A 14,701-nucleotide genomic window follows, 5' to 3' on the forward strand; every position below is an offset into this window, starting at 1 on the left:
TTCAAATCCTGCCCCCGCAACCAAATCTATCCAGAGACGTCGAGCCGTGGCCGCCCGTGTGGGGCGGCTTTTTGCATTTGGGCGCGCTCGTGGGCGGTCACTTCGTGCTCTCGCCTCGTGGAACGGGCGCGTCGCCCGCAGGCGATCTGCGGAAGCAGCAGCGCCCGCCATCGCAACCGAGGGGCAACGCGTCCTGCGGCGAACCGCCCCTTCGTAAATTCACGATCAGGCTAAGGACCAATTCACAATTGGTTGGGCAAGAGTAGGCTCTCAGGCTTACGGTCTTGAAGGTCACCCCCGATGCCCGACAAACGATCGCAGGACAGCGCGGAGGAACCGGCCCTTGCCCGATGGCAGGTCGAACTGGTCGCCGTCGCCGGCCGCCTGGACCTGGCGAGGCGCACCCAGCGCGTCATCCGCCGCAACCGGCGCCGCGCCGTCCGTGACGTCCTCGCCCTGATCGCGCCCGGCTCCGACGCGGGCGACTGATCGGGACGGAAATAGCAAAAAGCCTCCGGCGCCGAGCGCCGGAGGCTTCCTGATCTCAGGACTTGTTCGCCTTACTTCAGCTTGAAGTCGGGGGCGCTCTTGAGCTGATCCTTGGTCATGCTGATCATGCCATGATCGGGATAGCTGCGGTCCTTGGCGTTGTTGCTGGCGGCGACGGTGCCGGTGGTCTCGGTCGAAGGGTGCGCGGCCGTGTTGTTGGCCGTGTTCATCGTGCCGGCCGAGCCGGATGTGTTCGACGCTGTGGTCGCCTTGCGGGGCGTCTCGCTCCACTGGATGGCGTTGAACGGCACGGCCACGTTCTTCTCGCCCATGCCCAGGAAGCCGCCCACGCCGATCACGACAGCCTTGGCGTTGCCCTGCTGGTCGAGAAGGATGTCCTTCACGTCGCCGACCTTCTCGTCGTTCTGGCCGTAGATGTCGACGCCGACGAGCTTCGAGCCGCGCCATTCGCCGGCCTGCTCGTTCGTGATGAACTGCACATTGCCGGAACCCGCGGTCGTCGAGGAGCTCGACATCGACTGGCCCGAGGTGGACGGATTGGTCGCGTTGTTGTTGGTCTGCGCGACGGCCGTGCCGGCCAGAAGCGCGGTGGCGAGAAGACTGGTTGCGAGCTTCGTTTTCAGCATGGCTCTCTCCAAACGTGCAAGAATTCGGATTGCGCTCAGATCCGCGCTCTTCGATAACTGCAAACCGAACAGAAGGTTCGCGCTTATCCCGCCGAGAGAAGACATGGCCGAAATCCGAGCGTAAGCGTGGCGGCCCGCCTGGCGTAAGCGTCGCCGTTCTTTGCATCGCTCACCTATTGCATGGAACTGTCGCGCGAAAGCTTGCGTTCCGAGGCCGGCGGGGGCTTGGCAGAACATGAGGGTCGCATGGATACGGATCGCGTTACGGGAACGGTCACCAACATCGCCGGCAAGGTCCAGAGCGCGGCGGGCGACCTGACTGGCGACCTTGGGACACAGGCGAAGGGCATGGCGAACCAGGCGACGGGCGCGGCCCAGGACGCCTATGGACGGGCCAAGGACGCCGTCCGGGACCTGGCTGACCAGGCGCCGGAGTCCTATCGCCAAGGAGCCGAGACCCTCGCCCGGCAGGTGCAGGCCAACCCCCTCGGGGCCCTGGCCGTGGCGGCGGCCGCAGGTTTCGCGCTGGCGACAATCCTGCATCGGCGCTGACCAGCGCCTGCCTCCCGAGAGGCCGGTTCAGTCCGCCACGGTGTCTTCCAGGCGGGCGCCTGGCGCGCTGGGACGGGTGAGGCGGAACTCCACCAGCAAGGGGAGATGATCGGACGCCTTTCTGGACAGGGGCGTCCGAACCGGTTCGGCCCGGGTCACCTCGACCCCGGCCGAGACGAAGACATGGTCGATGCGAAGCACCGGCAGCCGGCCCGGGAAGGTCGGCTGCGCACGCGCGACGAGCCGCGAGCCCTGGGCGTCTCGCAGGCGGGCGGCGACCCGCCGATAGGCACGAGACTGGGGCACGGCGTTGAAGTCCCCCAGCAGGATCGCGGGCGCGCTGCATTTGGGGTGGCCCAGCCACTCGGGTCCGAGCAGCGCCTCGATCTGGCGCAGGCGCTCGAGGCCTCGCAGCCCCAGATGGGTGTTGATCACCTGCACTTCGCCGCCCGGCAGTTGCACGGCGGCCCATAGGGCGCCGCGAGGCTCCGCCCCGGTCCTTTCCGGGAGGGCGCCTCCCTTGACGAAGCGGGAGGGCCGGGCGGTCAGGATGGCGTCGCCGTACATCTCCTCCATGACCCGCAAGGCGGGATGGAAATGCATCTGCATCCCGAGTTCGTCGGCGATGACCTGGGCCTGATCCACGCCGCCGCTCCGGGCGCGGCGGACGTCCAGTTCTTGAAGGGCGACGATGTCCGGCTGGCAGGCGGCGATCACGGCCGCGATCCGGCGCGGGTCGAGCACGCCGTCGACGCCGAGGCAGCGGTGGACGTTGTAGGTGATAATGCGGGGCATGGCCTTCGTCGTTTGACGCGTCCACAACGCTGGGGGCGCTTCGCCGTTGCCCGACCTGCCCTCCGGTTGGTCGCGCCATGCTTCAGCGCCCCTTGGAGGGGGCGAGGGACCGGTCTAGTCTCCGCGCCTCTCAACAGCCCGCTCAGTCGGGCCGAGGCTCCCGGGAGGAGCCGCCGCAGGGGACAGCCGCCAATGGATCTCGGACTGAACAACAAGAAAGCGCTTGTGGTCGGCGCCAGCCGCGGCCTGGGCGCCGCGATCGCTCAGACCCTGGCGAAGGAAGGCGCGACCGTGTTCGCGGCTGCGCGCAGCGTGGACAAGATCGAGGCCTGGATCGCCGAACTGCCGACGGAGGTGCGCGGCCGGGTTTCGGCCCTGCAACTCGACACCGGGGACCTGGCCCAGGTCGAGGCCGTTGCGGACAAGCTGCTGGCCCAGGGAGGCGTCGACGTCCTCGTCAACAACACGGGCGGGCCGCCCCCAGGAGTCGCCAAGGAGGTGAGGCGGGACGCCTGGATCACGCAGTTCCAGTCCATGGCGGCGAACCTGTTCCACCTCACGCAGCGCCTGCTTCCGCCCATGCAGGAGCGCAAGTGGGGCCGCATCATCACCGTCGCGTCCTCCGGGATCGAGCAGCCGATCCCGAACCTCGCCCTGTCGAACGGCATCCGCTCGGCGGTGCTCGGCTGGTCCAAGACGCTGGCGACCGAGGTCGCCGCGGACGGGATCACGGTGAACATGGTGCTGCCCGGCCGCATCCAGACCGAGCGGATCGGCCAACTCGACAAGGCCAATGCGGATCGGCTCAACGTCACGGTCGAGAAGATCGCCCAGAGCGCCATCTCGCAGATTCCGGCCGGGCGCTACGGCGCCCCGCAGGAGTTCGCCAATGTGGTCGCGTTCCTGGCCGGCGAACCGGCCTCCTACGTGACCGGCAGCAAGATCCGCATCGACGGCGGCGCTACGCGCGGCGTCTGAGCGCTTCTTTCCTTCGGCGGGGCTCAGCCCCCGCCGATCTCCTCGATGACCTTGCCCGAGCCGCCGCAGTTTTCACATGCGGCGCCGTTCAGGCGGCCAGTTCCGTGGCATTTCGGGCAGACATTTTCGCCCGTGCCGGGCGTCCCGGGCGGGGCCTGGTCGCCGGGGTTGAGCCGGGTCGCGCCTTTCTGGCCGGATTCTTCCTGATCGCCCATGACCGCTCCTCCGTCTTGATGAGGCGGCAACGCGGAGCCGGCGCTGCGGTTCAGGCGACCTCGTCCACGCGCATCCGACGGCCCCAGGCGTCGAAGAAATGCCCTTCGTTCAGCACGAGCCGATCGTCGTGGACGCGGGTCTCCAACATCCGCAGCTTCAGGCGCGCCGCCGCGGAATCCAGCGGCCCACCCTGCCTGGCGCATTCGGGGAAGAACGCAGCGCCGTCCCAGGTCACGCCTGCGCTGGAGAAGAGCCGGGCGATCTGGCCCCAGTCGAGTTCATCGCCGATCACATGCACGAAGGTGGAGCGGAGCGGCGTCACCTTGCGCCTGCCGATGCGGACCAGCAGCACCAAGGCGGTGAAAGCGCCCGTCTCGGCGAAGGCGGCTTTGATCCAACCGTCGAAGTCGTCAGAAGTCGACAACGGGCCGCTCCGGGATGTAGACGTCAAAAAGGGACCAGAAGGGCGATCGGTACTCGGACTCGTACCAGGCCTCGAACTGGGCCAGGGCCGCAAAGAGATCGCCCTTCCCCTCGCTGCCTTCTCCATCAGCGTTCTCGCTCGCGTGCGCCAGATTGGCGGCTTCCTGAGCAACGGGAGCGAGATGCTCGAGAATGCTATCGTGGGCAGGCGTGTCCTCGTCCCATCCGAGTTCGCGGCGCGCGGCCGCAAGGGCCGCTCCTGCGGCGCCTTCGGGAGCGCCGACCGCCTGCGCGTAGGCCAGCATCTCCCGGACCATGTTCAGCCGCCGGTAGGCGAACGTGCGCTTCCGCGCGAGTTCGTCCATGCGCGTCGCGAATTCGCGGCGGAAGGCCTCCTCGGCGGCGTCGGCCTCTCCGGCAGCCTGTTGGAGGCGCGCCAGAACGTCATCCGGGCTCATGTGCGCTCCCGGAGATTGGCGGAAGAGAGTGGGAGTCGAACCCACCAGAGACCGTCTCGCGGCCCCCACCGGATTTGAAGTCCGGCCGACCCACCAGGGCCGATTCTCTTCCAAGACCAGCAATAGCGGAACCTGCGCCGTTTCGGGAGCACATCCATGTGGTCATGCGCTTGTCCCGAAGAGGTCCAGCCGGTGGCGGTTGATGCGGCGCAGGTCGCCGCGACGCATGGTGACGCCGTAGCGGTCGAAAAATTCGAGGATCTGGATCGCGACCTTGCGGCCGTTGTCCAGCCGATCGCGGAACTGCGCCGCCGTGAACTCGCCCTTTGGCCCATGGGCAGCGAGATCCGCGGCGACGCCCACCATCTCGGCGACGGTCGGGCGCAGGAAGAAGTGGTCGTGCGCCACCTCGTCGACTTCCCCCCGGCGCCCGACGAGCCTGAAGGCGCGGCGGACGCGGGCCTCCTCGACATCGAGCAGGCCCGCAATGTCGCGCACGCGGGGCGGACGGAAGCGCTCCTGGCCGGCGATGAGGGGTCGCATGCGGCCCCAAAGCGCCTCGTCGTCCTGGCTCAGCCGCACCACATGGCTGGCGAGGCGGACCCATGCGCCGTCCAGGGCGATCCCAGCTGCCCCGGAGGCGGGACGGGCGAGCGCCTGCAAGGCGGCCCGGAACACGGGCGCGGGAAGGCGCCGGTCCAGCTGGAGGCGCAAACGCTCCGCGCCGATGCCAGCGAGATCCGGATTGGCCTCGTGCCAGGCTGCAAGGGAGGCGAGCACGCCGCGCTTCAGCGAAAGCCAAAAGGCCGGGTCCAGGAGAGCGACGTCTTCGCCGACCGGCAGCCTGACAAGCGAGCGGGTCTCGGCCATGGACAGGATGTTTTCGATCGCCACGCCGTGGTCACGGGCGAATGCGCGGGCCGAGACATGGTTGGGGGGAACGCGCGCGAGCGCCGCCAGCGCGTCCTCCGGCAAGCCCAACGACAGGGCATCGAGTTGAGCCAACCGCTCCGGCGTTCTCCGCTTGCGCTCTGGCGCGCGCAGGTCCAGCACGCGCCCGCCGCCGATCGTGCGGGTGGCCGAGGTGTCGCGGATCACGAAACGCTCAAGGTCAGTGGCCGCAACCGGCTTCTCGAGCACCAGCTGAACGCGACCGCCCGTGCCCGGCCGTATGACGCCGTCCTGCAAAGGCACGATCCGGGCGGCCACCTCGGCGCCGCCGATATGAAGCCAGACAGGCATCCAGAGCCCGACTCCCTTGGGCTCGGACGGCAAGACCAGGAGTTCCGCGTCCAAACGCAGCGTCGGCGCGTGCAGGCGCGGGTCGAGGACGACGTCGCCGCGGCGGACGGCGTCCTTGGCGACCCCTGGGCCGGCGATGTTGAGCGCGCAGCGGTCTCCGGCTCTTCCGCGCTCCGCCGGGCGATTCTGGGCGCGGATCGACCTCACGCGCGCTTCGATCCCGGACGGCGACACCATCACGGAGTCGCCCACCCCGACGGAGCCGGCCACCACCGTTCCGGTGACGACCGCGCCGGCGCCGGCCAGGGTGAAGCAACGATCAACGGTGAGCCGGAACAGGCCGGCGTCGCGCCGCGCCGCCGTCTTCTTCGACTCTTCGGCGAGACATCGCTCAAGGTCACGAACGCCGGCGCCGGTGGCAGATGAGACCGGCAGGATCGGGCTGCCGGCGAGCCCCGTCCCTGCAAGCGTCTCGGCGATCTCCGCCTTCACGGCCGCGAGGCGCGCAGGCTCGACGAGGTCCGCCTTGGTCAGGGCCACGACGCCCCGGGTGAGGCCGAGCAGGTCCAAGATGGCCAAGTGTTCGCGCGTCTGCGGCATCACGCCATCATCCGCCGCCACCACCAGAAGAGCGAGGTCCACGCCGGCGGCCCCGGCCAGCATGGTGTGAACGAAGCGCTCGTGGCCGGGAACGTCGACGAAGCCGATCACCGAGCCGTCGGGCTGAGGCCAGTAGGCGAACCCAAGGTCGATGGTGATTCCGCGGGCTTTCTCCTCCTTGAGGCGGTCCGGGTCGACGCCCGTGATCGACCGGACGAGGGACGACTTGCCGTGGTCGATATGGCCCGCCGTGCCGACGATCATGCGGCGGCTCCGTTCGGCCCGGGCAGGGGGGCGCGCGAGCGTCGGTCCGCCTCCGCGAACTCCGCCGCGGTCAGGGACGACCGGACGGCGGCGTAGAAGGGATCGGCCAGGGGGCTCAGGCCCGCCCGGGCCCGCAGGAGCCAGGTCATCGCGGTAAGCGGATCGCGGTTGACGCCCTGACCGAGGTGGTAGGCGGCGCCCAGCATGGCCTGGGCGTCCGGCTCGCCGAGCGCGGCGGCCTTGGACCACCACAGGGCGGCCTGGGACGGGTCGCGCTCCACGCCGAGCGCATTGTGGAACAGCATGCCCAGCCGGGTCATGGCGGTGGCCACGCCCTGGGCGGCCGCGAGTTCCGCGTATCGGCGCGCCTCGGCCGGATCGGCCGGCAGGCTCTCGCCTTCCAGCAGCATCCAGGAGAGCATGTGCTGCGCCTCGGCGTCGCCCTGCTCGGCGGCGGCGCGATACCAGCGCACGGCCGATTGGTCGTCGCGGTCGACGTGCTCGCCCTTGAAGAACAGGGACGCCAGGTTTCGTTGCGCGACGGCGTCGCCCGCCTCGGCCGCCAGGGTGAGCCAGCGCTGGGCGAGAGCGCCGTCGGCCTCAACGCCGAGGCCTTCGGCGAAGCAGGCGCCCACGTTGTTCTGGGCTCGCGGGACGCCGGCGTGGGCCAGGGGGCCCCAGATCGCCAGGGCGGCGGCGAAGTCGCCGTCCGCCGCGAGGGCCTGGGCGCGCGCCAGGGCTTCGCCGACCGTCTGGCCGCCGGCGGTTCGGTCCGCTGCTTCGGCGGCGGAAGGCTTGGCGAAGAAGCCTTTCAGGCGGGCGAACATCAGGCTGTCTCGTCCAGAGCCGACACGGTCGCCAGGAAGCCGGCTTCGTCCTCGAGGCAGCGCAGGTCCAGAACGAGCCGGTCCTCGGAGATCCGTCCGATCACCGGGATCGGGAGGCTACGCAGGGCGACCGCAAGCCTGTCCAGCGACTTTCCGGGCCGCTTCGCCAGCGGAACGCAGGCGAGGCCGGCGCTCCGCAGCGTGTCCAGGGGCAGGGCGCCCGAGCCGATCTGGCTGGCGTAGTCCACCGTCTCCACACGCCAGCCGGCCGGAGCGAATCGGTCGAGGGCCCGTTGAAGGCCCGGCGCCAGCCGTGCGGCTACGGCTCGCAGCTCGTCCCGGCTTCGCGTGAAGAAGCGCAGGGTCGGCAGAAGCTCGGGCAAGCGGTCCGGATCGCGATAAAGCTTGAGGGTGGCCTCAAGGGCGGCGAGGCGCAGCTTGTCCAGTCGCACGGCCCGCTTCATGGGGTGTCTGGCGCAGCGCTGGACCAGGTCCTTGCGGCCGGCGATGAAGCCAGCCTGCGGCCCTCCCAGGAGCTTGTCGCCCGAGAAGGTGACGAGGTCGGCGCCATCCCGCAGGGCGTCCTGGACGGTGCGCTCGCGGCGCAGGCCCCAGCGGGCGAGATCGACAAGCGTTCCTGAGCCGAGATCGTCCACGAAGGGAACGCCCCGTTCGCGCGCGAGGTCCGCGAGCTCCTTCTCGGGCACGGCCTTGGTGAAGCCCTGGACGATGTAGTTGGACGTGTGCACGCGCATCAGGAGCCCGGTGCGAGGGCCAATAGCCTCGGCGTAGTCCTTCAGGTGCGTGCGGTTGGTCGTCCCCACCTCCACCAGCTTCGTGCCGGCGCTCGCCATGATGGCGGGCATGCGGAAGGAACCGCCGATCTCGATGAGCTCGCCGCGCGAGACGATGGTCTCCTTGCCCTTGGCCAGGGCCGCCAGGACGAGCAGCGCCGCGGCGGCGTTGTTGTTGACCAGGACCGCGTCCTCCGCGCCGGTCAACTCGCGCACGACGCCACGGACGTGGTCGTCCCGCTCGCCGCGCTGGCCGGTCCGAAGGTTGAACTCCAGGGTGGTCGGAGAGCGCATCGCCTCCGCCACGGCCTGCACCGCCGCCTCGGGCAGGACGGCCCGGCCCAGGTTGGTGTGCAGAACGGTGCCCGTGAGGTTGAACACGCGCCGCTGCGATGGCTGGTCGGCCTCTTCGAGGGCCTGCAGCGCGGCCAAAGCAACCGTCTCGGCCTGGACTTCGCCCCTTTCGCCGCGGGCGAATGCGGCCCGGGCGCCCTCGAGCTGACGGCGCACCTGCGCGGTGACCGCAGTCCGGCCGAAGCGCGCGGCGGCGGCCTGCGCCGTCTCGTGACGCAGCACCTCGTCCACGGAGGGCAGGGGCGAGCGGATGGGCTTGTTCATGGCGGGCGCTCCCTCCGGGAGACAGCATACGCGTGGAGATGTGGCCTCAGCGGCCACGTTCAAGATGCGGGCGTCAGAACCCGACCAGGTAGGGGTTCACGCTGCCGCGGCGCCAGCCGGCTTCGCGGACCAGCATGTCGAGACCCAGGCTGGCCACGTCATCGGCGACCGGGTCGAGCGATGGGCCCTTCACCTCGTAGAGGATCTTCAGGTAGCCACGGCACTCCGTGCAGGTCTCGGCCTTGATGCTGTCCAAGACGCCCTCGATCTCCCCGTAGGAGATGCCCTTGGTGGAGGAGCACAGGACGCATTTGACGCGAACCACGTGCCAGCGCGTAGCGCAAAGGGAGCAGGCGCAGAAGCGTGCGCCATGCGCGCTGGGCCAGCCCACCACGGAGCTGGTGACGGGCGGTCCGCCGCAGGCGGGGCAGGCGCCATCGGCCACCGGCACGAGCTTGCCCGCATCGAGCGTGGCGGCGAGGCGGGCGAAATGGACCTGCAGGGCGGCGGAGACGAAAACGTGCTCGCTGAGAGCGTCGGCCGAGGGGGCGTCCGCGAGAGCGGCGAACAGCAGCTCGCGCCGCCTGTCCGAATCACGCGAGGCGAGTCTGGCCAGGGCTGCGCTCGCAGCCTCGGGCGCCTCCACGGCGGCCGCCAGGTCGAAGAAGCGGTCCAGGGTCTCCGCCACGGCTGTGTCCGGCTCGAAGCGCTCGCGCGCGATCGGAGGCATGCCGAATTCAGCGGCGCGGCGCACGTCCTCGGCTTCCGGCGGCGCGGCCGGCGACAGGTTTCCCTGGGTCGCGTGCTGCGCCTGGGACAGGCCGGCCAGGAACAGCAGGTAGGGCTTCATCTGGTGGCCTTCGGCCAGCGCGCGGAAGCGTTCGGCGCGGTCGCGGAAGAGGGACGCTGGGTTTGGCGTCACGGCCAGCGGCGGGCGACTTTCCTCGCCGATGCCGATGGGCTCGAAGGTGGGGGGCGCCGGCTGGGCCATGGGTGTCTCGGTGCTCTCGGGGGCGGCGCGCGCCGCCGGCTCTGCTTGGATGCTTGCGGTTGCGCGTCATCCCCGGTGAGCCGGGCAGGGCCACCGGGGACGATCGATTGCCTGGCTCGCCGAACTACTCCGCCGGCTGGGCCTTGACCTCGCCCTTCTGCACTTCCTCGCGCAGCCACTTGCGGTGGTGGCGCCAGCCCCAGCCGCCCGTGACATTGCCCCGAGTCATGGCCTGGATGGTGCCGCGCACCCATATGGCCGCATAGACGTGGACGATCCAGATCAGGATCGTGCCCACGGCCGCCGCCGCGTGGATCAGCAGCGCCACCCGCTGCTGGTCGATGGAGCTGGACGCGCCGAAATACTGCTGCCAGATCACCAGACCGGTGGCGAACAGCACCAGGATCAGCAGGGCCATGCCCCAGAACACGAGCTTCTGGCCGGCGTTGTACTTGCCGATCTCCGGCAGCCGCTCCTCGTGGCCGGCGACCACGTCCGGCAGCTTGGACATCCAGGCGCTGTCGTCGGCGTTCCAGAGGTTGGCTTTCCAGAAGCGCACGAAAAGGCCGGAGAAGCTGATGAACAGCACCACGCCGATCCACGGATGGAGCGTGCGCGCCAGCTGGCCGCCGCCGAACAGCCCGGTGAGGAAGTAGAGGCTCGGCGTGAAGAACGCCAAGCCGGAGAGCGCCAGCAGGATGAAGCTGATCGCCGTCACCCAGTGGTTGATCCGCGCGCCGACCGCATAACGGTCGACGACGACGGATTTCGTGGAAGATGTGGACGCCATCACGCGCCTCCTTCCCGTGCGGCTTTCGCCATCAGGCCTTCTCCTTCAGGCGGGCCGCGTTCTCTTCGTCCTCGCTGCTGACGCGGTTGGGGCCGGCCACCATGTGGTGGACCGCCGCGCCCACGGCGGCGAGGCCGATAAAGGCCAGGCCGGCGTATTTCGCGACGCCCTTCCAAAGCTCGACCACGGTCGAGATCTTCGGGTTGTCGGGCAGGCCCGCGTAGAGCGAGGGCCGGTCGTTGTGGTGCAGCACGTACATGACGTGCGTGCCGTTGACGCCCGGTGGATCATAGAGACCCGCCTGGCCGTAGCCGCGGCTCTTTAGATCATTGATGCGCTTGTCGGCGAGGTCCTTCATCTCCTGCTTGGTTCCGAAGGAGATCGCCTTGGTGGGGCAGGCCTTGGCGCAGGCCGGACCCTGGCCGACCGCCACGCGGTCGGAGCACAGCGTGCACTTGTAGGCCTTGTTGTCGGCCTTGGAGATGCGCGGGATGTTGAAGGGGCAGCCCTTCACGCAGTAGCCGCAGCCGATGCACTTGTCGTGGTCGAAGTCCACGATGCCGTTGGAGTACTGCACGATCGCGCCGGGGGCCGGGCAGGCCTTGAGGCAGCCCGGGTCGGAGCAGTGCATGCAGCCATCCTTGCGGATCAGGAATTCGAGATTGCCGGTGGCGGCGTTCTCCCATTCCGTGAACCGCATGACGGTGAACGACGCCGGCGTCAGGTCGTGCGGGTTGTTCAGCGTGCCGTCGTTGAAGCCGACTTCCTCGCGGAGGTCGTTCCATTCCAGGCAGGCCGCCTGGCACGCCTTGCAGCCGATGCACTTCGAGACGTCGATGAGCTTGGCCACCTCCTGGGCCCCCGGCTGGAACGCCGGGGACGAGGAGGCCGAGCGGCGGACGAGTTCCATGGTCGCCATGTTCGCGCCTCCCCTTACGCCACCGGACCCGGGATGGGTTCCACGTTCACCAGGAACGCCTTGAACTCAGGCGTCTCGATGTTCGCGTCGCCGACGAACGGGGTCAGGCTGTTTGGCCCGAAGCCCTTTTTCGCGGCGCCCATGAAGCCCCAGTGGATCGGGATGCCCACTACGTGGACGGTCTTGCCGTCGCAGGTGAGCGGCTTGATGCGCTTGGTGACGACCGCCTTGGCCTCTACCTGGCCGCGCTTGGACGACACCTTGACCCATCCGCCGGGCTTGATGCCCTTCTCGGCCGCGAGCTGCTCGGAGATCTCGACGAAGAACTCCGGCTGCAGCACCGCGTTCACCTGCACGTGCTTCGTCCAGTAGTGGAAGTGCTCGGTCAGGCGATAGCTGGTGGCCGCGTACGGGAACTCCTTGGAGCCGTTCTCGGCCATCCGGGCGAGGTCCTCCTTGAACACCCGCGCCACCGGATTCCCCTTGATCTTGGGGTTCACCGGATTGTTGATCGGGCTCTCGAAGGGCTCGTAGTGGACCGGGAACGGGCCGTCGCGCATCCCGGCGCGGACCCACAGCTTGCCGACGCCCTCCTGGTTCATGATGAACGGCATCACGGTCCCGGGCTTCGCCGTGGGGGCGATGTCCGGAATATCGTTGCCGGCCCACTTGGACCCGTCCCAGGCGATGAGCTTGCGGCTCGGATCCCAGGGCTGGCCCTCCAGGTTGGCGGAGGCGCGGTTGTAGAGCACGCGGCGATTGGCCGGCCACGCGAAGGCCCAGTTGAGATAGGCCCCCATGTCGCCCGGATCCTTGTTGTCCCGGCGCGCCATCATGTTGCCGGCCTCGGTGAACGAGCCCGAGTAGATCCAGCAGCCGCAGGCGGTGGTCCCGTCGTCGCGGAGAGCCGCGAAAGCCGGCACCTGCTTGCCCTTCTGCAGGAGCATCTTGGAGCTGTCCGTCGGGTCCGGCACGTCGGCGAGGACGTAGCCGTTGACCTCGCGCGCGATCTCGTCGGGCTGCGGGTCGTCCGGGTTCTTGTAGTTCCAGACCAGGTTGACGATCGGGTCCGGGAAGGCGCCGCCGTCCTTCTGGTAGGCGGTCTTCAGGCGCTTCCAGAGCTGCGCCATGATCCAGACGTCCGACTTGGCCTCGCCGGGCGCATCCGCTCCCGGCCAGTGCCACTGCAGCCAGCGCGAGGAGTTGGTCAGCGAGCCCTCGTCCTCCGCGAAGCAGGTGGAGGGCAGCTGGAACACCTCGGTCTGGATGGAGGCGCTGTCGACCTCGTTGTACTTGCCATGGTTCTCCCAGAAGCGGGACGTCTCCGTCTCCAGGGGGTCCATGGTGACGAGCCACTTCAGCTTGCTCAACGCCCGCGTGACCTTGCCCCGGTCGGGGAAGGACAGCAGGGGGTTGAAGCCCTGGCAGAAGTAACCGGTCATCTTGCCCTGATCCATGAGATCGAAGGCGCGCAGCACGTCGTAGGTGACGTCGAGCTTCGGCAGGTAGTCGAAAGCCCAGTCGTTCTCGGCCGTGGCGGCGGGGCCGTACATGGCTTTCTGGAAGCTCACGAAGAACTTCTTGTAGTTCTGCCAGAAGCTGGTCTGGTCGGGACGCAGCGGCTTGAACAGCCGGGTCTGCATATAGGGCGCGAGGCTGGTCTCCTTCTCGGACGGCAGCGTGAGATAGCCGGGGAGCAGGTTGGACATCAGCCCGACGTCCGTCAGGCCCTGGATGTTGGAATGGCCGCGCAGGGCGTTCATGCCGCCGCCCGCAAGACCCATGTTGCCGAGGAGAAGCTGCAACATGGCCATGCCGCGGATGTTCTGCGAGCCCTTGGAGTGCTGCGTCCACCCAAGCGCGTACATGGACGTCATCACCTTGTCGGGCGCGGACGTCTCGGAAACCATCTTGGCCACCGTCAGGAACTTGTCCTTCGGGGTGCCGCAGATGCGCTCCACGAACTCGGGCGTGTACTGGGCGACATGCTCCTTCAGGAGGTTGAACACGCAGCGCGGGTGCTGGAGCGTCGTGTCCGTGACGGCGTAGCCGTCCGGCCCAATCTCGTAGTCCCACGTGGAGCGGTCGTAGTCGCGCTTGCTCTCGTCATAGCCGGAGAACAGGCCGTCCTTGTAGGAATAGCCCTCCTTCACCACCAGCGAGGCGTTGGTGTAGTTGGCGACGTAGTCCTTCTGGATCTTGCCGTTCTGCAGGCAATAGTTGATCACGCCGAGCAGGAACGCGATGTCGGTTCCCTGCCGTATGGGCGCGTAGAAATCCGCCACGGACGCCGAGCGCGTAAAGCGCGGGTCCACGACGATGAGCTTGGCGCCCCGGTTGGCTTTCGCCTCCGTGACCCATTTGAAGCCGCAGGGGTGAGCCTCGGCCGCGTTCCCGCCCATGATCAGGACGAGATCGGTGTTCTTGATGTCAGTCCACGAATTGGTCATCGCGCCGCGGCCAAACGTCGGGGCAAGACTTGCCACCGTCGGGCCGTGTCAAACGCGAGCCTGGTTGTCGAAGACCAACATGCCGGCGCTGCGCACCACCTTGTAGGTGGCGAACGCCGTTTCGTTCGTGGTGGCGGACGCGGCCAGGAAGCCCGTGGTCGTCCACCGGTTGACCGTGACCCCGTCCTTGTTCTTGGCGACGAAGTTGCGGTCGCGGTCCTCCTTCATGAGCTGCGCGATGCGATCCAGCGCGAACTCCCAGGACACCCGCTTGAACTCCTTTGCGCCGGGAGCCCGGTGCATCGGGTACTTCGTGCGCGTGGGCGCGTTCACGAAATCCAGCAGAGCCGCGCCCTTCGGGCAAAGCGTCCCGCGGTTGGTCGGGTGATCGACGTCACCCTCGATGTGCATGATCTTCCGCTTGCCGTCCGCCTTGGACGATTCGGAATACATAATGATGCCGCAGCCGACCGAGCAGTAGGGGCAAGTGTTGCGGGTCTCTGTGGTGTTCGCGAGCTTGAACGGGCGAATCGAGGCCGCGACAGCCTCCTCCACGCCCATGAAGCCCAGCGCCCCCATGGCGGACCCGGCAACGCTCGCGCCTGCTCCCTTCAGGAACTGGCGGCGAGAGACTTCGCCGAGCATGTT

Annotated in this window: 15 protein-coding genes and 1 tRNA gene; 3 read left to right on the top strand and 13 right to left on the bottom strand. The window is 68.4% G+C overall.

Features of this window, described 5'->3' with window-relative positions:
* Window positions 1–300 precede the first annotated feature (300 nt).
* Window positions 301–489, top strand: a complete 189-nt coding sequence (locus SLNSH_RS15510; RefSeq protein WP_106337922.1) for a hypothetical protein — start codon at window positions 301–303, stop codon at window positions 487–489.
* 71 nt (window positions 490–560) lie between these two features.
* Here SLNSH_RS15510 and SLNSH_RS15515 read toward each other — a convergent pair whose 3' ends face one another.
* Window positions 561–1,136, bottom strand: a complete 576-nt coding sequence (locus SLNSH_RS15515; RefSeq protein WP_106337923.1) for a PRC-barrel domain-containing protein — start codon at window positions 1,134–1,136, stop codon at window positions 561–563.
* Between the two features lie 246 nt (window positions 1,137–1,382).
* Between SLNSH_RS15515 and SLNSH_RS15520 the strand changes: the two genes are divergently transcribed.
* Window positions 1,383–1,688 (top strand): CsbD family protein, encoded by a 306-nt coding sequence (locus SLNSH_RS15520; RefSeq protein WP_106337924.1) that lies wholly within the window; start codon window positions 1,383–1,385, stop codon window positions 1,686–1,688.
* 27 nt (window positions 1,689–1,715) lie between these two features.
* Here SLNSH_RS15520 and SLNSH_RS15525 read toward each other — a convergent pair whose 3' ends face one another.
* Window positions 1,716–2,483, bottom strand: a complete 768-nt coding sequence (locus SLNSH_RS15525; protein WP_106337925.1) for an endonuclease/exonuclease/phosphatase family protein — start codon at window positions 2,481–2,483, stop codon at window positions 1,716–1,718.
* A 192-nt stretch (window positions 2,484–2,675) separates the two neighbouring features.
* Between SLNSH_RS15525 and SLNSH_RS15530 the strand changes: the two genes are divergently transcribed.
* On the top strand, window positions 2,676–3,461 hold the full coding sequence (locus SLNSH_RS15530) for an SDR family oxidoreductase (RefSeq protein ID WP_106337926.1): 786 nt from the start codon (window positions 2,676–2,678) through the stop codon (window positions 3,459–3,461).
* Between the two features lie 23 nt (window positions 3,462–3,484).
* Here the strand turns inward: SLNSH_RS15530 and SLNSH_RS15535 are convergent, their stop codons facing one another.
* From SLNSH_RS15535 to fdnG, 11 genes are all read right to left on the bottom strand, one after another.
* Window positions 3,485–3,676, bottom strand: a complete 192-nt coding sequence (locus SLNSH_RS15535; protein WP_106337927.1) for a hypothetical protein — start codon at window positions 3,674–3,676, stop codon at window positions 3,485–3,487.
* 50 nt (window positions 3,677–3,726) lie between these two features.
* Window positions 3,727–4,101, bottom strand: a complete 375-nt coding sequence (locus tag SLNSH_RS15540) for a hypothetical protein (protein ID WP_106337928.1) — start codon at window positions 4,099–4,101, stop codon at window positions 3,727–3,729.
* The gene (locus SLNSH_RS15545; RefSeq protein ID WP_106337929.1) at window positions 4,088–4,558 is read right to left on the bottom strand and encodes a hypothetical protein; all 471 of its coding nucleotides are present in this window, start codon (window positions 4,556–4,558) and stop codon (window positions 4,088–4,090) included. Before SLNSH_RS15545 ends, SLNSH_RS15540 begins: the two co-directional genes overlap by 14 nt.
* Window positions 4,559–4,574: 16 nt before the next feature.
* Window positions 4,575–4,670, bottom strand: a tRNA-Sec gene (locus tag SLNSH_RS24915).
* A gap of 50 nt (window positions 4,671–4,720) precedes the next feature.
* Entirely contained in the window at window positions 4,721–6,664 is a 1,944-nt protein-coding gene (gene selB / locus SLNSH_RS15550) for a selenocysteine-specific translation elongation factor (RefSeq protein WP_106337930.1), read from the bottom strand.
* Window positions 6,661–7,491 carry a tetratricopeptide repeat protein gene (locus SLNSH_RS15555; RefSeq protein ID WP_106337931.1) on the bottom strand — a complete coding sequence of 277 codons (831 nt, stop codon included), beginning with the start codon at window positions 7,489–7,491 and terminating at the stop codon, window positions 6,661–6,663. The genes selB and SLNSH_RS15555 overlap by 4 nt, the downstream gene beginning before the upstream one ends.
* Window positions 7,491–8,903: an L-seryl-tRNA(Sec) selenium transferase gene (selA, locus tag SLNSH_RS15560; RefSeq protein WP_106337932.1), complete on the bottom strand. Its 1,413-nt coding sequence runs from the start codon at window positions 8,901–8,903 to the stop codon at window positions 7,491–7,493. Before selA ends, SLNSH_RS15555 begins: the two co-directional genes overlap by 1 nt.
* A 73-nt stretch (window positions 8,904–8,976) precedes the next feature.
* Window positions 8,977–9,894, bottom strand: coding sequence for a formate dehydrogenase accessory protein FdhE (fdhE, locus tag SLNSH_RS15565; protein WP_106337933.1), 918 nt, complete (start codon window positions 9,892–9,894; stop codon window positions 8,977–8,979).
* Window positions 9,895–10,018: 124 nt separating this feature from the next.
* Entirely contained in the window at window positions 10,019–10,684 is a 666-nt protein-coding gene (locus SLNSH_RS15570) for a formate dehydrogenase subunit gamma (RefSeq protein ID WP_106337934.1), read from the bottom strand.
* A 31-nt stretch (window positions 10,685–10,715) separates the two neighbouring features.
* The gene (gene fdxH / locus SLNSH_RS15575) at window positions 10,716–11,603 is read right to left on the bottom strand and encodes a formate dehydrogenase subunit beta (protein ID WP_106337935.1); all 888 of its coding nucleotides are present in this window, start codon (window positions 11,601–11,603) and stop codon (window positions 10,716–10,718) included.
* A 14-nt stretch (window positions 11,604–11,617) separates the two neighbouring features.
* A complete protein-coding gene (gene fdnG, locus SLNSH_RS15580) occupies window positions 11,618–14,698 on the bottom strand; it encodes a formate dehydrogenase-N subunit alpha (RefSeq protein ID WP_106337936.1) in 3,081 nt (1,026 codons plus the stop codon).
* Between the last annotated feature and the right edge of the window lie 3 nt (window positions 14,699–14,701).

It is taken from the genome of Alsobacter soli, assembly GCF_003004785.1.
GTDB classification, from domain to species: Bacteria; Pseudomonadota; Alphaproteobacteria; order Rhizobiales; family Beijerinckiaceae; genus Alsobacter; species Alsobacter soli.